The organism is Nonomuraea sp. NPDC049486, assembly GCF_040676925.1.
GTDB lineage: Bacteria > Actinomycetota > Actinomycetes > Streptosporangiales > Streptosporangiaceae > Nonomuraea > Nonomuraea ferruginea.
This window is the reverse complement of the sequence record NZ_JBFAPV010000003.1, coordinates 201,965-221,324: the sequence shown is the minus strand read 5'-3', so window position 1 is coordinate 221,324 and position 19,360 is coordinate 201,965. Positions and strand designations below refer to the sequence as shown.

Below are 19,360 nucleotides of genomic sequence, written 5' to 3'. Positions count from 1 at the left end.
CTTGACTGCCTGATGTGATCGGATCGGTACCGCCTGGTTAGTGACCAGCGTCCTTCGTGCCTCTACCGTTTGGGTCCATGACGGAGAACGGGGACGCCACTCCACTCGTGCAGATGGAGCACGTCAACAAGCACTTCGGGGCGCTGCACGTCCTGAAGGACATCAACTTGACCGTCTCACGTGGCGAGGTCCTGGTCGTCATCGGCCCGTCCGGCGGCGGCAAGTCGACGCTCTGCCGGACGATCAACCGGCTGGAGACGATCGACGACGGCAGGATCGTCTTCGACGGCCAGGTGCTGCCGGCGGAGGGCAAGGCGCTGGCCAGGTTGCGCTCCGACGTCGGGATGGTGTTCCAGTCGTTCAACCTGTTCGCCCACAAGACCATCCGGGAGAACGTGACGCTGGGCCCGGTCAAGGTCCGCCGCCAGGCCAAGGACGCCGCCGACAAGCGCGCCATGGAGCTGCTGGAGCGGGTCGGCATCGCGGCCCAGGCGGACAAGTATCCCGCCCAGCTCTCCGGCGGCCAGCAGCAGCGCGTCGCCATCGCCAGGGCGCTGGCCATGGACCCGAAGATGATCCTGTTCGACGAGCCGACCTCCGCGCTGGACCCCGAGATGGTGCAGGAGGTGCTCGACGTCATGATCGGGCTGGCGCGTGACGGGATGACGATGATGGTCGTCACCCACGAGATGGGCTTCGCCCGCAGGGCCGCCAACCGGGTCGTGTTCATGGCCGACGGGCAGGTCGTCGAGGAGAACACCCCTGACGAGTTCTTCACCAACGCGCAGACCGACCGGGCGCGTGACTTCCTTTCGAAGATCCTCACGCACTGACTAACGAGGCAGGTACACATGCACATGCGTCGAATGGGAGCGGTGCTCGCCGCGTTCGCCATGGCGGGCGCGCTGACCGCTTGCGGCGGCGATGACGCTGGAGGCGGCGGCGACGGCGGCGGCTCCTACGCCACCGTGATCGACAAGATCAAGGGTGGCGGCACCGTGGTCGTCGGCACCAAGTGGGACCAGCCGAGCCTGGGTCTGAAGACCGGGCCCGAGCCGGAGGGCTTTGACGTCGACGTTGCCAAGGCCGTGCTCAAGGAGCTCAACGGCGGCACCGACGTCAAGGTCGAGTGGAAGGAGTCGGCCTCGTCCAACCGCGAGCCGTTCCTGCAGAACGGCACCGTCGACATCATCTTCGCCACCTACTCGATCACCGAGGAGCGCAAGGGCAAGGTCACCTTCGGCGGCCCGTACGTGATCTCGCACCAGGACATCATGGTGCGCAAGGACGACACGTCGATCAACACCCCGCAGGACCTCAAGGGCAAGCGCATCTGCAAGGCCGCGGGCTCCAACTCCTACAAGCGCATCACCGACCCGCCGCCGGACGGCGAGCTCGACATCGACGCCACCACCGTCGACGCGGCGAACTACTCGGAGTGCGTGCAGAAGCTCAACGGCAGCAACCTCGACGCCGTCACCACCGACGACCTGATCCTGGCGGGCTTCGCCAAGCAGGCGGGCGGCAACTTCAAGGTGCTGGGCCAGGGCTTCACCGACGAGAAGTACGGCGTCGGCCTGAAGAAGGGCGACACCGCGACCTGCGAGGCCGTCAACACCGCGATCAAGACGCTGTGGGACAACGGCCAGATGAAGACCATGCTGGACAAGTGGTTCGGCGGCATCGAGGGCCTGCCGCTCTCGACCGAGGCACCGCCGGCCGAGGGTTGCGCCTGATCATGTCGTAGGCGGCGGCCGGGATCCCGGCCGCCGCCCTCCTATGCGGTGGAGCACGATGGACGAACTAATCAAGTACGCGCCCGTCCTCGCGGAAGGCTTCCTGGAGAACGTCAAGCTCTCCCTCGTGGCCGCGGTCGCCTCCCTCATCCTGGGCACGATCCTCGTGGGGATGCGGGTCTCGCCGACGCCGGTGCTGCGTGCGGCCGCCACCGTCTACGTCAACGTGGTGCGCAACACGCCGCTGACGCTGGTGCTGGCGTTCTCCGCGCTGGGCCTGAGCGACCAGCTCGGCCTGGTGTTCTCCCAGGAGCCGAGCGTCAACTCGTTCTGGATCGTCGCGATGGGCCTGTCGTTCTACACCGCGTCGTTCGTGTGCGAGGCGCTGCGGGCCGGCATCAACACGGTGCCCCTGGGCCAGGCCGAGGCGGCGCGGTCGATCGGGTTGTCGTTCTTCCAGTCCCTGCGGCTGATCATCCTGCCGCAGGCGTTCCGGGCCGTCATCGCCCCGCTGGGCAGCGTGATGATCGCCATGATCAAGAACACCACGGTCGCGACGGCCGGCGGCTACCTCGCCGACGCGGCCGCCACCATGAAGGAGGTCTTCGACACCACCGGCGCGTCGATCCCCATCTTCATCGGGATCGTCATCGCGTTCATGGCCCTGACCATGCCCATCGGCTACTTCACCGGTTGGTTGTCCCGACGTCTGGCGGTGGCCCGATGAACCTTTCCGTCCTGTTCGACACCCCGGGCCCGCGCGGGCGGGTGCGCAACCACCTGCTCACCGCGGTCAGCGTGCTGGTCGTGGGCGGCATCGCCTACTGGGTCTATCTGGGCTTCGACGCCAAGGGCCAGTTCGAGGGGAAGATCTGGGAGCCGTTCCTCGACCCCTACACCTGGCAGACGTGGATCCTGCCCGGCCTGGCCGGCACGCTGCGGGCCGCCGCGCTGGCCGCGGTGCTCGCGCTCGCGTTCGGCGCGATCTTCGGTCTGGCGCGGTTGTCCGACCACGCCTGGATCCGGATCCCGGCCGGGCTGGTGGTCGAGGTCTTCCGGGCCATCCCGCTGCTGCTGCTGATCTTCTTCATCTTCTACCTGGCGCCGACCGTGATGGGCGGCGGCGACTACGCGTTCATGGCCGTGGTGCTCGGCCTGACCCTCTACAACGGGTCGGTGCTGGCCGAGGTCGTCCGGGCCGGCGTGCTCTCGGTGCCGAAGGGCCAGGCGGAGGCCGCGTACGCGGTCGGCATGCGCAAGAACCAGGTGATGCGGCTGGTGCTGCTGCCGCAGGCGGTCACGGCCATGATGCCGGCGATCGTCAGCCAGCTCGTGGTGCTGCTCAAGGACACCGCGCTCGGCTACATCATCGCCTACGTCGACCTGCTCAACACCGGCTTCAAGATCCTGCCGGCGGTGTTCTTCGGCTCGCTGATCCCGGCGGCCATCGTCATCGGCATCATCTACGTCGGGCTCAACATGGCGCTCAGCTACCTGGCCCACTGGCTGGAACGCCGCAGCAGGCGCAGCCGCAAGACGGCGGCGCCCCCGGTGGCGCCCCCCGGCGCGGAGGCGATCGGCCTGCGCTCCGGCGGCGGGCTCGACAGCACCGACTGACTCACGAGCGGCGGGGATTTCCGGCAGGATGCGGGTATGCCCGCCGCTCTGTGGCCCTCACCCATCTCCACCTCCGACGTCGCCCGGGCGGCGGTTCGTCCGGCCTGGCCCGTCGTGTCCGGCGGCGCCGCCTGGTGGACGGAGGACCGCCCCGGCGAGGGCGGGCGCACCACGATCGTGCGCCTCACCGCCGACGGCGCCCGGACCGAGCTGCTGCCGCCGCCGTGGAACGCCCGCACCCGCGTGCACGAGTACGGCGGCCGCCCCTACGCCGTCACGCCCGGCGGCGACGTCGTCTTCACCGAGCTGACCGACCAGCGGCTCCACACCCTCGACCGGTCGGGCGAGATCAGGCCGCTCACTGCCGAGGGCGACCGCTACGCCGACCTGATGGTCCGCGACGACCAGGTGTGGTGCGTCCGCGAACGCCACCTCGACGGCGGCAAGGTCTCACGGTCGATCGTGTCCGTCCCGGTGGCCGGGGGCGAGGCCGCCGAGCAGGTCACGGGCCACGACTTCTACGCCTTCCCCACGCTCTCCCCCGACGGCCGGCTGCTCGCGTACGTGTGCTGGAACCATCCCCGGATGCCGTGGCACGGCACCGAGCTGCGCGTCACCCGCCTGTCCGACGGCGAGACGTGGACCGTGGCCGGTGGCCCCTCCGAGTCCGTCCTGGCGCCCCAGTGGCGCGACGACGGCCGTCTCTACCTGATCTCCGACCGCTCCGGCTGGTGGAACCTGTACGCGGCCGACATCGGCGGCGGCGAGCCGGAGCCGCTCTGCCCGCGCGAGGAGGAGTTCGCCTGGCCGCTGTGGTATCTGGGCGGCCTCCCGTACGCGGTCCTCGCCGACGGCCGGCTCACCGTCCTGCACGGGCGCGGCGACCTGCGGCTCGGCGTGCTCGACCCGCTCACGGGCGTCCTCACCGACCTGGACACCCCGTTCCCGGGGTGGGCGCCGACGCTGGCCGCCGACGGCGCCTCCGTCCTCGGCATCGGGTACGGCCCGGCGACCCCGATGTCCGTGACCCGGGTGACCACGGCCATCGGAACCCCCGGCGGGATCGAGGTGCTGGCGGCTGACCCCGGCGGGCTGCCCGACCCGGCCTACCTGCCGGAGCCTCGGGCGGTGACGCTGCCGGGCGAGGACGGCCGGGAGGTGCACGCGTTCCTGTATCCGCCCGCGCATCCGGACCACGCCGCCGACGGACCTCACCCGTACGTGATCTTCGTGCACGGCGGGCCGACCGCGCACGCCACCACCGCGCTCGACCTCGGCAAGGCGTTCCTGACCTCGCGCGGCATCGGCGTGCTCGACGTCAACTACGGCGGCTCCACCGGCTACGGCCGCGCCTACCGCGAGTCGCTGAAGGGGCAGTGGGGGCTGGCGGACGTCGCCGACACCGTCGCCGCCGCCCGCTGGCTGGCCGCCGAAGGGCACGCCGACCCCGGCCGGATCGCCGTCAGGGGCGGCAGCGCGGGCGGCTGGACCGTGATGGCGGCCTGCTGCCGGTCCGGCGCGTTCGCCGGCGGCGTCTCGTACTACGGGGTGAGCGCCCTGGGCCCGCTCAACGCGCACACCCACGACTTCGAATCCCGCTATGTGGAGTGGCTCGTCGGCCCCGAGGACCCCCAGCTGTACGCCGAACGCGAACCGCTCGCCCTGGCCGGCGGCGTCTCCTGCCCGATGCTGCTGCTCCAGGGGCTCGACGACCCGGTGGTGCCGCCGGAGCAGTCGGCCGCCTTCGCGGAGACGCTGTCGGAACGCGGCATCCCCTGCACCTACCTGGCCTTCGACGGCGAGGCGCACGGCTTCCGCCGCACCGAGACCCGCTCCACCGCGCTCGCCGCCGAGCTCGCCTTCTACCAGCAGATCTTCCGGTGAGAGGTCAGCGCGCGAACTCGGTCGCCCGCGACTCCCGCACCACCGTGATCCGGATCTGCCCCGGATAGGTGAGCTCCTCCTCCACCTGCTTGGCCACGTCGCGGGCGATCACCTGCGCCTGGATGTCGTCGATCGCGTCCGGCTTGACCATCACCCGGATCTCCCGCCCGGCCTGCATGGCGAAGACCTTCTCCACGCCGTCGTAGGACTGCGCGATCTCCTCCAGCCGCTCCAGCCGCTTCACGTACGCCTCCAGCGACTCGCGGCGGGCGCCGGGACGGCTGCCGCTGATGGCGTCGGCCGCCTGGGTGAGCACCGCCTCGACGGTGCGCACCTCCACCTCGTTGTGGTGCGCCTCGATGGCGTGCACCACGTCCTCCTGCTCGCCGTAGCGGCGCGCGATCTCCGCGCCGATCAGCGCGTGGCTGCCCTCCACCTCGTGGGTGAGCGCCTTGCCGATGTCGTGCAGCAGCGCGCAGCGCTTCATCAGCGTCTGGTCGAGCTTGAGCTCGGCGGCCATGATGCCGGCGATGTGGGCGGACTCGATGAGGTGCTTGAGCACGTTCTGTCCGTAGGAGGTGCGGTAGCGGAGCTGGCCGAGCAGCAGCACCAGCTCCGGGTGCATGTCGGTGAGGCCCAGCTCGACCAGCGCGTCCTCGCCGGCGCGGGCGCACAGCTCCTGCACCTCGGCGCGGCTGCGGTCGTGCGCCTCCTCGATGCGCTGCGGGTGGATGCGCCCGTCGAGCACCAGCTTCTCCAGCGTGAGCCGCGCCGTCTCCCTGCGAACCGGATCGAAACACGACAGAAGCACCGCTTCAGGAGTGTCGTCGATGATCAGGTTGACGCCGGTGGTCGACTCGAACGCCCGGATGTTGCGGCCCTCACGGCCGATGATGCGGCCCTTCATCTCGTCGCCCGGCAGGTGCAGCACGCTGACGACCGACTCCGCGGTCTGCTCGGTCGCCATCCGCTGCACCGCCAGCGTCACGATCTTGGTGGCGCGCTTCTCGCCCTCGCGGCGCGCCTCGCCCTCGATCTCCCGTACGATCAGCGCCGCCTCGCGCTTGGCCTGGTGTTCGATGTCGCGCACCAGCTCGGCCCTGGCCTGCTCGCCGGTCAGCCCGGCCACCCGTTCCAGGATGACCCGCCGTTCCTCCTCCACCTTCAGCAGCTCGGCCCGCCGGTCGGCCAGCTCGATCTCCGTCTCGGCGAGCTTGCGGTCGCGCTCGGCCTGCCGCCTGGCCTCCTCGTCGAGCCGCTGCTCCCGCTCGGCCAGCCGCTGCTCCCTGCGCTCCAGGTCGGTGCGGAGCTCCTTGAGCTCCGACTTCAGGATCCGGCTCTCCTCCTCGACCTCCCGCCGCATCTGCGCCGCGCTCTCCGCCGCCGCCTCGGACCTGCGCAGGATCTCCTCGGCGTCGGACTCGGCCCTGTCGCGGATCTGGCCCGCCTCCGTACGAGCCTGCTCCAGCTCGTCGTGAACGGCCTCCAACTGCTCCGGAGAGGGCTTGGCGCCTCTCGGGACACCGCCCGAGGTGCGCCTGACGACGATGAAGAGGGCTGCCATCATCCCGCAGGTCAGTACGAGCACCGCCACCGACAGCACTACGACAAGCGGCCCCATGTACGCCCCGCCCTCCTCGCGTCGTCAACACCCACAAACGCGGCCCTCGCACGGGAGGGTCACGGGCGCGGCACGGAAAGCCCCGGGACAGCTATCAAGCACAGGCCGACCTCGTGCCGACCGCAACAGCCGGCACCTCGTCCGCCTCGATCAACCAAACTCGCTCGTATGTCGTTCACCGGTATGGCAATCCGCACTGCGCGGAGTAACTCCTCACTGCCGTCGAGGTTATGCGTCGAACAGGTCACGAGCAAGCAAACGACTCACCAAGCGTGTCTTACCTGCCACCTCCGTCTTCCCTCGTCAGCCGATCCTGTCCAGGTTGATGATCTGATATTCGCCGGGCAACCGGTGAACGACGAGCGGGCCCTGGGCGGACCTGAGCCGGACGACGGCGGCGCCGCCCTCCTTGCCGGGCGAGTGCTCCAGGTGCGCCGACCTGCCCGTCCGCACGTCGTACATGACCTGCCCGTCCGTGAACCGGTCCAGGCGTCCGGTCGTGAACCGGTCGGCGGCCAGCTCCGCGTGGGCCCCCGGTGGCAGGTCGAGTTCTTCCGAGCCGTCGCGCATCCGGTGGAAGCCGCTGCGGTCCTGTCGGATGCCCGCGCAATGGGTCAGCCCGCAACGGACATACTGCTCGCCCGGATGGACGACGGCCGTGCTCGCCTCGCCTGTCTCGGCGTTGAGCAGCCGCTGGAAGCTGGGCTCGTTGTCCGGCGTGTACTCGCCCGGCGTACCCACCCACGGCCAGCGCAGGATGTGGTGCCGCTCCGCTCCCGGCACCGGCGTGGGGGCGCCGCCCTTGACGGGGACGGTGTAGACGCCGCCGTCCTCTACCAGTGAGAAGGCCAGTCGGTCACCGTCCACGGCGAAGACGTCGGACCGGCCGCGGATCGTCTCCGTCATGCGGATCTCCCGCGGCTCGCCGCCTCGGAGGGGCACCCACCAGAACCGGGAGGCGCCGTTGTCGCCGAACGCCTCGAAGTAGACGCGGTCGCCGACCACCTGGAAGCCGTCGGCGTACTTGCCCATGGAGGTGCGGATGGTAGTGATCTTGCGGGTCTTCCGGGTCTCGACGTCGTAGGCGTAGATCGCGTTGGCCTGCTCGTGACCGGCCCAGGTCTCCACCAGGAGGGTGCGGTCGTCGATGAACGCCTGCGGGTGGAACTCGCGGCCGTTCGGAAGCTTGTCCGGGATCCGCCACACCGCCTCCGGCCAGACCTTCTCCAGGGCGGGCGGGATCTTCGCCGGCGGCTGCCGATCTCCCTGCGGCGGCCCGCCGGACGTCGCCTCGGGCTCCCCTGGCTGGTCCGTCTGGAACGGCCCGCCCGGCGTCGTCTCGGGCTCCCTCGCATCCCTCGGGATCTCGATCTCGGACCGCCCCGATGCCGGGCCGGAGTCGTTCCCGGCGCCCCGAACCACCGCCCCGACACCGCCAGCGATCACCACCACCGCCACGGCCGCGATCAGCGCCTGCCCGCGCGCCCGCCGCTTCCGCGACCGCGTCACCATCCGCCCCGACAGATCGGACGGCGCCCGCGGCGCGCGCTCCGCGGCCTTCCCCAGCGCCCGGCGGAGGCCGTCCTCCAGCTCCGTGCTCATGACGACCTCCCGTTCGCCGATGCGGATCGGGCCACGACGGCCCGCAACTTGCCCAAGCCGAGCGAGGCGTGACTACGCACCGTCCCCTGCGAGATCCCCAGCACCCGGGCGATCTCCGCGTCGGTCAGCTGCTCGTAGTAACGCAGCACCAGCACCACCCGCTGCTTACGCGGCAGCCCTTCCAGCGCCCGCCACAGCCCGTACTCGCCATCGGACGGTGGCGCGTCCACGTACGACTCCTCCGGCGGATCCCACGCCAGCCGCTCCCTGCGGCGTAACCGCCAGACGCTGATGTGCAGCCTGGCCATGATCACCCGCGTGTAGCTCTCCGGGTCCTGCTTCCGCCGCACCCTCGGCCAGGCCCGGTGCAGCCTGATGAGGGCCTCCTGCGTCAGGTCGGCCGCATCGTGCGGGTTGCCGCTGAGCACGTACCCGTAACGCAGCAACGCGTCGGCCCGCTCGGCGACGAACTCCGCGAACCACGACTCGTCGTCCAAATGATCTTCACCTTCTTCGTAGCCTCCCTCTCCAGACGGCCACACAGGTGAATTCGTTGAACCGCGACGTCGGACGCTCGGTACCGGTGAACTCGTTGAACCGCTACGTCGGACGCTCGGGCCCGCGCAAGAACCCGCCCCAGGACCTGTACCAGCGCCGGAGACCGCCCTCGCCGAGGTCGCCTGCCGCGATGACCGCGAGTACGCGACCTCGACACACCATCGGCAGAACTACGGGTACTCGTCCTCGACCTCGACGCCCTCCTGCTCCAGAGCCTCCCGGATCACCCGGAACGACAGCCCTGGCGGGTAGCCCTTTCTCGCGAGCATGCCGGCCAGGCGGCGAGTGCGGACCTTGGAGTCCAGGGAGCGAGTGGAGGGCAGCTTCCGCTCCACGAGGCGGCGGGCGGTCTCCTCCTCCTGATCCGGATCGAGCCGCTCGACGGCGTCCTTCACCGTCTCCTGGTCGACCCCGCGATGCCGCAACTCGTTGGCCAGAGCCCGCTTGGCCAGGCCCCGGCCATGGTGCCGGGAGTCGACCCAGGCCTCGGCGAACGCCTCGTCGTTGATGAGCCCCAGCTCGGTGAACCGGTCGAGCACCGACTCCGCCACCTCGTCGGGCACCTCCCGCTTCCGCATCGCCTCGGCCAGTTGCGCCCGCGTCTTGGGCGCCATGGTGAGCAGCCGCAGGCAGATCGCCCGCGCCACCGCCTCAGGATCGGCCGGCGGCGCCGCTGCCGCTCCCGAACCGGCATCCGGCCCATCAGCCGGCCATCCCCGCCCGGCCTTCCGTCCGGACCGCCTCCCCTTACGCCCCTTCTTCGCCTTCTCCCCGGAACCCGGCTCCACCCCCGGCGTCGCCCAGAACTCCGTGCCCGCAGCCGACTCCCCCACACGAGTTCCGGTCCCTGCGTCCGACACCCCGGCAGAAGTCCCGGTCCCTGCGTCCGACACCCCCGCAGAAGCCCAGGTCCCTCCGTCCGATGCCCCGCCCGGAGCCCTGGTTCCCCCATCCGCCGGCACCGCGCCGCCCGGCACCTCACCATCCCCTACCGACGCCGCACCACCATCCGGCACCTCACCGGAGGCATCCTCCAGCGGGCCCGCACCACCGCTCAACGCCTCACCAGATGCATCCCCCGACACAACTGCACCGCCGCCCGTCGCCTCACCGGAGGCATCCTCCAGCGGGCCCGCACCACCGCTCAACGCCTCACCAGATGCATCCCCCGACGGAATCGCACCACTGCCCAGCGGCTCAGCTGACGCCGTGCCACGGCCTGGCATCCCATCGGACGCGGAGTGGGAAGCCGCCGCGCCACCGTCCTGCTCATCGAGGGCAGCGTCGGGAGTAAGAGAGGACTCCCCACCTCCGTCAGGCCTCCCCTCCTCTGCGGTCTGCCCAGGCCGCCAGGCACTCACGACGGACGCGACGCTCCTCCCGGACATGACCTGCGGCGTTCCACGCGAATCCGCGTCGTCCGGGCCGCCCTCCTCACCGTGGAACGCAGGCCGAGGGTCTGCGGCTTCAGCGTCGGAGCCTGCGGAGGGAGGAAGCATGTCATCGGAGTTCACAACGGATTCCCGCTGACGACGGCGCTGCTCGCGCCACTCTTCAGGCGAAGGCCAACCACCGCTCCCACCACTCGTCGCCGGAGAAGACCGCTTCCTCGAAACCCCCTGATCAGTCAACCCATCGCCTCGCCGGAAAACCGAACCGGCCCGCTCCCCGCCCGAGCGCCCACCGCCGACCCGTCTTTCAGCAGCAGCACCGCCACCGGCCCGTTCCCCAGACGAAGCACCATCAGCCCGCACCCGATCGAAAGCATCATCGGCCCTTACCGGGTTGTAAGGACCATCGACCCGCACCACATCGGAAGAGCCGTCAGACGGTTCCTCACCGGAGGCATCATCACCCCAAGCCTCGCTTAAAGGACCGTCAGACCGTTCCTCACCTGAACCACCATCGGCCCGCACCCCGCTGAAAGCACCATCGACCCGCACCACATCGGAAGAGCCGTCGGACCGTTCATCACGGGAAGCACCATCGCCCCGAGCCTCGCTGAAAGGACCGTCAGACTCCCCGCGGGCAACACCATCGTCCCGAGCCTCACTGGAAGGACCGTCAGACTCCGCGCCCGAATCACCATCGGCCCGAGCCCCACTAGTAAGTCCGTCACCCGGCTCCGCTGCGGAGGATCCGCTGACGGCTCCCGATGTGAAGCCAGGCACGGAAAGAGCCTTCCGGGAGACCACCCGCCCCTCTATCGGCTGAGCCTCCAGAGAGCCCCCTTCGGACACTAGAGACTCACGCCGCGCCTCCGAGGACGGTCCCTCGTCAACCCCCTCCGACGTGAAGGATCCATCCACAGGTCGCCCCGCCGTATATGGATCCCGCCGGAACTCCTCCGGGGACAACCCCATGGGCGCCTGCCCGCGGACAGCTTCAGACCGCCCCACTCCGCGCCTCTCCACGGACAGCTCTTCACCAACCTGCCCCCGTACGAAGAAGTTTCCCCCAGGCTGCCGCGAAGCGTCCCGATCGTCCCGTCGCCCTTCCAGGGACGCCTCCCGCTCCCGTACGGAGAAGCCACCCGCCGCTCGATCCGCCCGCCCCTCCAGGGACAGCTCTTCACCAACCCGTCCCCGTACGGAGGAGTTGCCCTCAGACTGCCCCGCAGCGGCCGGATCGTCCCGTGGCGCCTCCGGGGAAGCCTCCTCGGCGGCCCGCTCCCGTACGGAGAAGCCACCCGCCGCTCGACCTGCCCGCCCCTCCAGGGACAGCTCTTCACCAACCTGCCCCCGCACGGAGGAGTTGCCCGCAGACCACCCCACCGCGGCCTGTCGCCCCTCCTGGGACACCTCCTCAGCGGCCCGCTCCCGCACGGAGAAACCACCAGCCGCCCGCCCCTCCAGGGACAGCTCTTCACCGGCCCGCTTCCCGGATTCACCCTCAGCAGGAGCCGGATCGCCCCAGAAGGGGTGGCTTTGCTGGGATTCGCCCGCGGGCCGTGTCCACCAGGTGTCTTCAGGCGGCGGCTGCTCCCCCGGGGCGCGGCCGCCGAAGAAAGGGTGGCGCCCGCCGGGTGGGGCGCCCTCGGATGAGGAGCGCCGGGGTTTGCGGCGGGATGAGGCCGGGGCGCCCCGGTCGCGGGGCGCCGGATCCGTGTCACTCATGCGCCGACCGATCAGACGTCACCAGGCTTCGGCGTGGACTTGGAGCCGCGGCCGGACGCGGCGGGCGCCTTGGCGGGCGCGGGAGGCGCGGGGGCCTCGGCGGGCTCGTCGAGGCGCGGGCCCACACCCAGCTTGTCCTTGATCTTCTTCTCGATCTCGTTGGCCATGTCGGGGTGGTTGCGCAGGAAGTTGCGCGCGTTCTCCTTGCCCTGGCCGAGCTGGTCGCCCTCGTAGGTGTACCAGGCGCCGGACTTGCGGACGAAGCCGTGCTCGACGCCCATGTCGATGAGGCCGCCCTCGCGGGAGACGCCCACCCCGTAGAGGATGTCGAAGTCGGCCACCCGGAAGGGCGGGGCCATCTTGTTCTTGACCACCTTGACGCGGGTCCGGTTGCCGACCGCTTCGGTGCCGTCCTTGAGGGTCTCGATGCGGCGGATGTCGAGGCGGACCGAGGCGTAGAACTTGAGCGCCTTGCCACCGGTCGTGGTCTCGGGGCTGCCGAACATCACGCCGATCTTCTCGCGGAGCTGGTTGATGAAGATGGCGGTGGTGCCGGTGCTGCTGAGCGCGCCCGCGACCTTGCGCAGGGCCTGGGACATCAGGCGGGCCTGGAGGCCGACGTGGCTGTCGCCCATCTCGCCCTCGATCTCGGCCTTGGGCACCAGGGCGGCCACCGAGTCGATGACGATGATGTCGACGGCGCCGGACCTGATCAGCATGTCGGCGATCTCCAGCGCCTGCTCGCCGGTGTCGGGCTGGGAGACCAGCAGGGCGTCGGTGTCGACGCCGAGCTTCTTGGCGTATTCGGGGTCGAGGGCGTGCTCGGCGTCGATGAACGCCGCGATGCCGCCGGCCCGCTGCGCGTTGGCCACCGCGTGCAGCGCGATGGTGGTCTTGCCGGAGGACTCCGGACCGTAGATCTCGACGATCCTGCCGCGCGGCAGGCCGCCGATGCCGAGCGCGACGTCGAGGGAGATCGACCCGGTCGGGATCACCTCGATGGGGGCTCGGGCGTCATCGCCGAGGCGCATGACGGAACCCTTGCCGAACTGCCGCTCGATCTGGGCGAGGGCGGTCTCGAGGGCCTTCTCGCGGTCGTTGATAGCCATGGGAGCTCCCTCTTGAGGGTCGTGGTCGGAATCAGTCGAGTGAAAGCTACGGTCTGCCACCGACATTTTCCCGGAAGCGGTCGTGGAAGACGTGGCCCGGCGAGCCCATCGTAGCCGAACGGCTGTTCGATCACACGCACGTCTGCGAGGAAGTCCGCCCGCGCCCGGATGCGTTCCCGCAGCCTGGGGAGACTCCTGGGAAGAGGGCAGGAGGTGACCACGTGGCGAGCTCGTACACGAGCGAACGGCGCGCTCATCTGCAGGGCCTCGCCGAGGTGCTCCCCCGCCACGGGCTGGTGAGCCGGATGGTGGGCGAGGAGGAGCCGCTGTTGTGGGTGTGGCATCCGCACACGAGCAGGCAGACCCTGGTCTTCGCCACGCCGTCGGAGCGGGGCTGGCTGTTTCTGTGGGCGCCCGGCGGCACGGGCGGCGCCGACGACCTCGATCGCACGGCGCGCGCTCTGAGGGAGACGCTGGGCTCAGCGTAGCCGGGGGGAGACGTCCTCGACCTGGCAGACGGCCCGCCAGACGGTCTTGGCGCTCTCGCCGTCGGCCAGCGCCTGCACCACGGTGCGCCCGCCGAGCGGCGCGATCACGTAGTCACGCGCCCACGACTCGGCGTAGGTGTCGCCGAAGTGCAGGCGCATCCTTCTCCAGAACTCAGTCAGGCGCATCACTCAAGTATGGATCGGCCCCGGGAGTGGGTAGGACGCAACGGGAACGTGAACGACCTGCGTATCACCCGCCTTCGAACCACGGCATCGGCATGTGCCGGAGACCCGGAAGGGAGGAAGCGCGGATCCCCCCGCCGGCTGAGGCAGGCGGTCCCCCTCCGCGCGACTCTGATGGCGAAGACCGCGAAACCCTCACCCCCCAAGTCAGCCAAGGCCAAGACCAACAGGGCGAAGCGCCGCCACTTACTGTCATTGCGGCGCGAGGCCGTACGGAAGGAGAAGGCGGAGAGGTCCGAGCGGCATGCCGGGATCCGGCAGGAGCCGCGGGCGGGCCGTCCGCGCACGCGACGCGCGTCGCGGCGTTAGGTCACGGCGTCACAGCACGCGCGCGCCGTACATCTCACCGAGATGGTCGGCGAGCAGCTCCAGCCGGGCGCCGTCGGGGTCCTTGAAGTAGATGGAGGCGCCGCTCTCGATCTGGTGCGGCACGCCGGCCATCTCCAGCTTCCCGCGCAGCCGCTCCCAGGTGGCGGGGTCGACGGAGATCGCGATGTGGTGGAGGCCGCCGAGCACCTCCTGGTAAGGGCCGAGGTCGAGGCCGGGGAGGTCGAAGAAGGCCAGCAGGTTGCCGTTGCCGAGGTCGAAGAAGAAGTGGCTCGAACCCTTGTAGTCGCGGTTCTCGAAGATCTCCGTCAGCGGGAACTCCAGCAGCTCCTGGTAGAACTTGACGGTGCGTTCCACGTCCGACGACAACAGGGCGATGTGGTGCAGGCCGCGCGCGCTGGACGAGGGCCGGCGCGCTAAGAGGTAGCGCCGCCTGATCTCCTCGCGGCGGGCCTCGACGGCCGCGTGGTCGATGGTCACGGTCGGTGTATGTCCGCCCGCGCGCCCGCTCAATCACGCGGCGCGGCCGCAATGCGTTTTCTGTCGGTGGCGCGAGGCAGTATGTGCTGGTGAGCTCGCTCGACCGCTTCAGCAAGGTGACCAGCAGCTGGTTCTCCGGGGCCTTCGCCGCGCCCACCGCCGCCCAGGATGGCGCGTGGGAGTCGATCGCCCGCGGTGACAACACGCTGGTCGTGGCGCCGACCGGGTCCGGCAAGACGCTGGCGGCCTTCCTGTGGTCGCTCGACCGGCTGGCGGCCGAGCCGCCCGCGAAGGGCACGCGGGTGGTGTACGTGTCGCCGCTGAAGGCGCTGGCCGTCGACGTCGAGCGAAACCTGCGCGCTCCGCTGGCGGGGCTGAAGCAGACGGCGCGGCGGCTGGGGCTGCCCGTGCCGGAGATCTCGGTGGCGATCCGTTCCGGCGACACCCCCGCCGAGGACCGCAGGAGGTTCGCCGCCAAGCCGTCCGACATCCTCATCACCACGCCCGAGTCGCTGTTCCTGCTGCTGACCAGCCAGGCGCGGGAGGCGCTGCGCGGCGTGGAGACGGTGATCGTCGACGAGGTGCACGCGGTGGCCGCGACCAAGCGGGGCGCCCACCTGGCGCTGACACTGGAGCGGCTCGACGCGCTGCTGGAGCGGCCCGCCCAGCGGATCGGCCTGTCGGCGACGGTGCGGCCGGTGAGCGAGGTCGCGGCGTTCCTCGGCGGGCCGCGCGCGGCGACGGTGGTGCAGCCGCCGGCCGACAAGCGCATCGAGGTCCAGGTGGTCGTCCCGGTCGAGGACATGACCGAGGTGGAGGCGGGCCCGTCCCCCGCCGAGGCGGAGGAGTTCGCGCCCGACCCGGCCACCCGGTCGATCTGGCCGCATGTCGAGGACCGGCTGTTCGACCTGATCGCGGCCCATGACTCGACGATCGTGTTCGCCAACTCGCGGCGGCTGGCCGAGCGGCTCTGCACCCGTCTCAACGAACTGGCGCTCGCCCGCCGCGGGGGCGTGGCCGACCTGTCGGTGTGGGACCGTCCGCCGGCCGAGGTGATGGCGCAGGCCGGGGCGAGCAAGGGCGTCGGGCCTGAGGTCGTGCGCGCCCATCACGGCTCGGTGTCCAAGCAGGAGCGGGCGCAGATCGAGGAGGCGCTCAAGTCGGGGCGGCTGCCCGCCGTGGTCGCCACCTCCAGCCTGGAGCTGGGCATCGACATGGGCGCGGTCGACCTGGTGGCGTGCGTGGAGGCGCCGCCGAGCGTGGCGAGCGGGCTGCAGCGCATCGGCCGGGCCGGTCACCAGGTGGGCGCGGTGTCCAAGGGCGTGATCTTCCCCAAGTACCGCGGCGACCTGGTGCAGACGGCCGTGGTGGCCGAGCGCATGAAGAGCGGCCTGATCGAGGAGCTCCGCTATCCGCGCAACCCGCTCGACGTGCTGGCCCAGCAGATCGTGGCGATGACGGCGCTCGACGAGTGGACCGTCGAGGAGCTGGAGACCGTGGTCAGGCGCGCGGCCCCGTACGCGACCCTGCCCAGGAGCGCGCTGGAGGCGACGCTCGACATGCTCGCGGGCCGCTACCCGAGCGAGGAGTTCGCCGAGCTGCGCCCGCGCGTCGTGTGGGACCGGGTGACGGGCACGCTGCGGGGCCGGCCCGGCGCGCAGCGGCTGGCCGTCACCAACGGCGGCACGATCCCCGACCGGGGCCTGTTCGGCGTGTTCCTGGTCGGCGAGCGGGCCTCGCGGGTGGGCGAGCTCGACGAGGAGATGGTCTACGAGTCGCGGGTGGGCGACGTGTTCGTGCTGGGCGCGTCGTCGTGGCGGATCGAGGACATCACCGCCGACCGGGTGCTGGTCTCGCCCGCTCCCGGCCAGCCGGGCAAGCTGCCGTTCTGGCACGGCGACACTCCCGGCCGCCCGGCCGAGCTGGGCCGGGCCATCGGCGCGTTCCTGCGCGAGCAGGCCAAGGACGACTCGCCGGAGCGGCTGCGCGAGGCCGGGCTCGACTCCTACGCCGCCGGAAACCTGCTGTCCTACCTGCGCGAGCAGCGCGCGGCCACGGGTTACGTGCCCGACGACAAGACGCTGGTGGTGGAGCGGTTCCACGACGAGCTGGGCGACTGGCGGGTGGTGATCCACTCTCCTTACGGCGCGCGGGTGCACGCCCCGTGGGCGCTGGCCATCAACCGGCGGCTGCGCGAGCGCTACGGCGTCGACGTGCAGGCGGTCCACTCCGACGACGGCGTGGTGCTGCGCATCCCCGACACCCTGGCCGAGCCGCCGTCCGACGTGGCGGCGTTCGACGCCGAGGAGATCGAGCAGATCGTGACGGAGGAGCTGGGCGGGTCGGCGCTGTTCGCGTCCCGGTTCCGCGAGTGCGCGGGGCGCGCGCTGCTGCTGCCGCGCCGCGTGCCGGGAAGGCGCAGCCCGCTGTGGCAGCAGCGCCAGCGGGCCGCCCACCTGCTCGGGGTCGCCTCACGATACGCGTCGTTCCCGATCGTGCTGGAGACGATGCGCGAGTGCCTGCAGGACGTCTTCGACGTGCCGGGGCTGGTCGAGCTGATGCGCGACATCGCGGCCCGGCGGGTGCGGGTGGTCGAGGTGGAGACGGGGCAGGCGTCGCCGTTCGCGGCCTCGCTGCTGTTCCACTACGTGGGCGCGTTCATGTACGAGGGAGACGCGCCGCTGGCCGAGCGGCGCGCGCAGGCGCTGGCGCTGGACACGTCGCTGCTGGCCGAGTTGCTGGGCCAGGCCGATCTGCGCGAGCTGCTCGACCCTGACGTGATCTCCGACACCGAGCGCGAGCTCGCCAGGCTCGATCGGCCGCTGCGTGACGTGGAGTCCCTGGCCGACCTGCTGCGCTCGCACGGGCCGCTGCTGGCGCCCGACGTGAGCGTGCGCGGCGGCGACCCGGCCTGGCTGGAGGAGCTGGAGCGGGCGCGGCGGGCGATCAGGGTGCGCGTCGCGGGCGAGGAGCAGTGGGCGGCGGTCGAGGACGCCGCCAGGATGCGCGACGCGCTGGGGACGCCGCTGCCGGTGGGGGTGCCGCACGCGTTCCTGGAGCCGGTGGCCGACCCCTTGGCCGACCTGCTGGCCCGCCACGCCCGCACCCGGGGCCCGTTCCACGCCTCGACCGCGGCCGGCCGGTTCGGGCTCGGCGTGGCCGTGGTGGCCGACGCGCTGCGCAGGCTGGCCGTGTCCGGGCGGGTGGTCAACGGCGAGTTCCGGCCGGGCGGGCGGGGCGAGGAGTGGTGCGACGCGGGCGTGCTGCGGATGCTGCGCCGCAGGTCGCTGGCCCGGCTGCGCAAAGAGGTGGAGCCTGTCCCGCCGGAGACGCTCGCGGTGTTCACCCCGGCCTGGCACGGCATCACCGGCGGCCCGCGCGGCGGGCGGGAAGGCGGCGCGCGGGCCATGGACTCCCTCGTCCGCGCCATCGAGCTGCTGCAGGGCGCGGCGGTCCCGGCCTCGGCGCTCGAGACCCTGGTGCTGCCGTCGCGGGTGCCGGGCTACCACCCGGGGCTGCTCGACGAGCTGACCGCGGCCGGCGAGGTGGTGTGGGCCGGGCAGGGGTCGCTGCCGGGCGGCGACGGCTGGGTGGCCCTCTACTTCGCCGATACCGCGCCGCTGCTGCTTCCGGAGGCGGGCGAGATCACGGTGACGCCGGTGCACGAGCGCATCCTCGAGGAGCTGAGCGGAGGCGGCGCGCTGTTCTTCCGTCAGCTCGCCGACCGGCTGGGGCTGCTCGACGACCAGGCGGTGGCGACGGCGCTGTGGGACCTGGTGTGGGCGGGGCGGGTGTCGGGCGACACGCTGGCGCCGATGCGGGCCGCGCTCGGCTCGGGGCGGCCCGCCCACCGGCCGGCGACCCGCAGGCGGCGGGCGGTGCTGCCGAGCCGCAGCGGGCCGCCCACGGTGGCGGGGCGCTGGTGGCTGCTGCCGGAGCCGGCCGCCGAAGCGACCCTGCGGGCGCAGGCGCAGGCGGAGGTGCTGCTGGAACGGCACGGCGTGGTGACGCGCGGGGCGGTCACCGCCGAGCGGCTGCCGGGCGGGTTCTCGCCGGTCTACCAGGTGCTGCGCGCCTACGAGGAGAGCGGGCGGTGCCGGCGCGGCTACTTCGTCGAAGGGCTCGGCGGGGCCCAGTTCGCGCTGCCGGGGGCGGTCGACCGGATGCGCGCGATGGCGCCCTCCTCCCCCGACGGCCCGCCCGGGGAGGAGCGCCGGGCCGTGGTGCTGGCCGCGGCCGATCCGGCCAACCCCTACGGGGCGGCGCTGCCGTGGCCGGCGCATCCCGGCGAGGTGGCCCACAAGCCGGGCAGGAAGGCGGGGGCGCTGGTGGTGCTGGTCGACGGGCGGCTGGTGCTCTACGTCGAGCGGGGCGGCAAGACGCTGCTGTCGTTCGCCGACGACGACCGGCTGCGGCCCGCCGTCGACGCGCTGGCGCTGGCCGTACGCGACGGCGTGCTGGGCAAGCTGACGGTGGAGCGGGCCGACGGCGAGCCGATCGTCGACTCGCCGCTGGGGGCCGCCCTGGAAGAAGCCGGGTTCCACCCCACCCCGCGCGGTCTCCGGCTGCGTGCGTAGGG

Annotated in this window: 14 protein-coding genes; 7 read left to right on the top strand and 7 right to left on the bottom strand. The window is 71.4% G+C overall.

All coding sequences use genetic code 11. From position 1 onward, the window contains the following. The first annotated feature begins 77 nt into the window (after positions 1-77). From AB0K05_RS09895 to AB0K05_RS09875, 5 genes are read left to right on the top strand one after another with little or no spacing between them, the layout of a single operon-like run. A complete protein-coding gene (locus AB0K05_RS09895; RefSeq protein ID WP_148033537.1) occupies positions 78-833 on the top strand; it encodes an amino acid ABC transporter ATP-binding protein in 756 nt (251 codons plus the stop codon). An 18-nt stretch (positions 834-851) separates the two neighbouring features. Then, positions 852-1,736: a glutamate ABC transporter substrate-binding protein gene (locus AB0K05_RS09890; RefSeq protein WP_148033538.1), complete on the top strand. Its 885-nt coding sequence runs from the start codon at positions 852-854 to the stop codon at positions 1,734-1,736. Positions 1,737-1,794: 58 nt separating this feature from the next. Then, positions 1,795-2,463, top strand: a complete 669-nt coding sequence (locus tag AB0K05_RS09885; protein WP_219544157.1) for an amino acid ABC transporter permease — start codon at positions 1,795-1,797, stop codon at positions 2,461-2,463. Next, on the top strand, positions 2,460-3,353 hold the full coding sequence (locus AB0K05_RS09880) for an amino acid ABC transporter permease (protein WP_219544158.1): 894 nt from the start codon (positions 2,460-2,462) through the stop codon (positions 3,351-3,353). The genes AB0K05_RS09885 and AB0K05_RS09880 overlap by 4 nt, the downstream gene beginning before the upstream one ends. A gap of 36 nt (positions 3,354-3,389) precedes the next feature. After that, a complete protein-coding gene (locus tag AB0K05_RS09875; RefSeq protein WP_364228243.1) occupies positions 3,390-5,237 on the top strand; it encodes a prolyl oligopeptidase family serine peptidase in 1,848 nt (615 codons plus the stop codon). 4 nt (positions 5,238-5,241) lie between these two features. On the opposite strand, the gene rny is transcribed toward AB0K05_RS09875, so the two are convergent. The 5 genes from rny to recA form a co-directional block, all read right to left on the bottom strand. Continuing rightward, the gene (rny, locus tag AB0K05_RS09870; protein WP_148033542.1) at positions 5,242-6,858 is read right to left on the bottom strand and encodes a ribonuclease Y; all 1,617 of its coding nucleotides are present in this window, start codon (positions 6,856-6,858) and stop codon (positions 5,242-5,244) included. A 303-nt stretch (positions 6,859-7,161) separates the two neighbouring features. Continuing rightward, on the bottom strand, positions 7,162-8,460 hold the full coding sequence (locus AB0K05_RS09865; protein WP_364228240.1) for a hypothetical protein: 1,299 nt from the start codon (positions 8,458-8,460) through the stop codon (positions 7,162-7,164). Continuing rightward, positions 8,457-8,957 carry a SigE family RNA polymerase sigma factor gene (locus tag AB0K05_RS09860; protein WP_364228238.1) on the bottom strand — a complete coding sequence of 167 codons (501 nt, stop codon included), beginning with the start codon at positions 8,955-8,957 and terminating at the stop codon, positions 8,457-8,459. Before AB0K05_RS09860 ends, AB0K05_RS09865 begins: the two co-directional genes overlap by 4 nt. 231 nt (positions 8,958-9,188) lie before the next feature. Further along, positions 9,189-9,665: a recombination regulator RecX gene (gene recX, locus AB0K05_RS09855; protein ID WP_333485739.1), complete on the bottom strand. Its 477-nt coding sequence runs from the start codon at positions 9,663-9,665 to the stop codon at positions 9,189-9,191. A gap of 2,480 nt (positions 9,666-12,145) precedes the next feature. Next, positions 12,146-13,243, bottom strand: coding sequence for a recombinase RecA (recA, locus tag AB0K05_RS09850; protein WP_148033544.1), 1,098 nt, complete (start codon positions 13,241-13,243; stop codon positions 12,146-12,148). Positions 13,244-13,464: 221 nt separating this feature from the next. On the opposite strand from recA, the gene AB0K05_RS09845 reads away from it, so the two are divergent. Then, positions 13,465-13,731 carry a hypothetical protein gene (locus tag AB0K05_RS09845; RefSeq protein WP_148033545.1) on the top strand — a complete coding sequence of 89 codons (267 nt, stop codon included), beginning with the start codon at positions 13,465-13,467 and terminating at the stop codon, positions 13,729-13,731. Here the strand turns inward: AB0K05_RS09845 and AB0K05_RS09840 are convergent. Together AB0K05_RS09840 and AB0K05_RS09835 are read right to left on the bottom strand one after the other, a co-directional pair. Further along, positions 13,723-13,917: a DUF3046 domain-containing protein gene (locus AB0K05_RS09840; RefSeq protein WP_148033546.1), complete on the bottom strand. Its 195-nt coding sequence runs from the start codon at positions 13,915-13,917 to the stop codon at positions 13,723-13,725. The two genes, AB0K05_RS09845 and AB0K05_RS09840, sit on opposite strands and share 9 nt — an antisense overlap. Positions 13,918-14,292: 375 nt before the next feature. Next, positions 14,293-14,781, bottom strand: a complete 489-nt coding sequence (locus tag AB0K05_RS09835; protein ID WP_148033547.1) for a VOC family protein — start codon at positions 14,779-14,781, stop codon at positions 14,293-14,295. 89 nt (positions 14,782-14,870) lie between these two features. Between AB0K05_RS09835 and AB0K05_RS09830 the strand changes: the two genes are divergently transcribed. Further along, complete coding sequence (locus tag AB0K05_RS09830) at positions 14,871-19,358, top strand: ATP-dependent helicase (protein WP_364228234.1); 4,488 nt, start codon at positions 14,871-14,873, stop codon at positions 19,356-19,358. The last annotated feature ends 2 nt before the right edge of the window (positions 19,359-19,360 follow it).

Coding starts and splice junctions, on each gene's coding strand:
- AB0K05_RS09895 (WP_148033537.1), top strand. CDS start 78: ATGACGGAGAACGGGGACGCCACTCCACTCGTGCAGATGGAGCACGTC.
- AB0K05_RS09890 (WP_148033538.1), top strand. CDS start 852: ATGCACATGCGTCGAATGGGAGCGGTGCTCGCCGCGTTCGCCATGGCG.
- AB0K05_RS09885 (WP_219544157.1), top strand. CDS start 1,795: ATGGACGAACTAATCAAGTACGCGCCCGTCCTCGCGGAAGGCTTCCTG.
- AB0K05_RS09880 (WP_219544158.1), top strand. CDS start 2,460: ATGAACCTTTCCGTCCTGTTCGACACCCCGGGCCCGCGCGGGCGGGTG.
- AB0K05_RS09875 (WP_364228243.1), top strand. CDS start 3,390: ATGCCCGCCGCTCTGTGGCCCTCACCCATCTCCACCTCCGACGTCGCC.
- rny (WP_148033542.1), bottom strand. CDS start 6,858: ATGGGGCCGCTTGTCGTAGTGCTGTCGGTGGCGGTGCTCGTACTGACC.
- AB0K05_RS09865 (WP_364228240.1), bottom strand. CDS start 8,460: ATGAGCACGGAGCTGGAGGACGGCCTCCGCCGGGCGCTGGGGAAGGCC.
- recA (WP_148033544.1), bottom strand. CDS start 13,243: ATGGCTATCAACGACCGCGAGAAGGCCCTCGAGACCGCCCTCGCCCAG.
- AB0K05_RS09840 (WP_148033546.1), bottom strand. CDS start 13,917: ATGCGCCTGACTGAGTTCTGGAGAAGGATGCGCCTGCACTTCGGCGAC.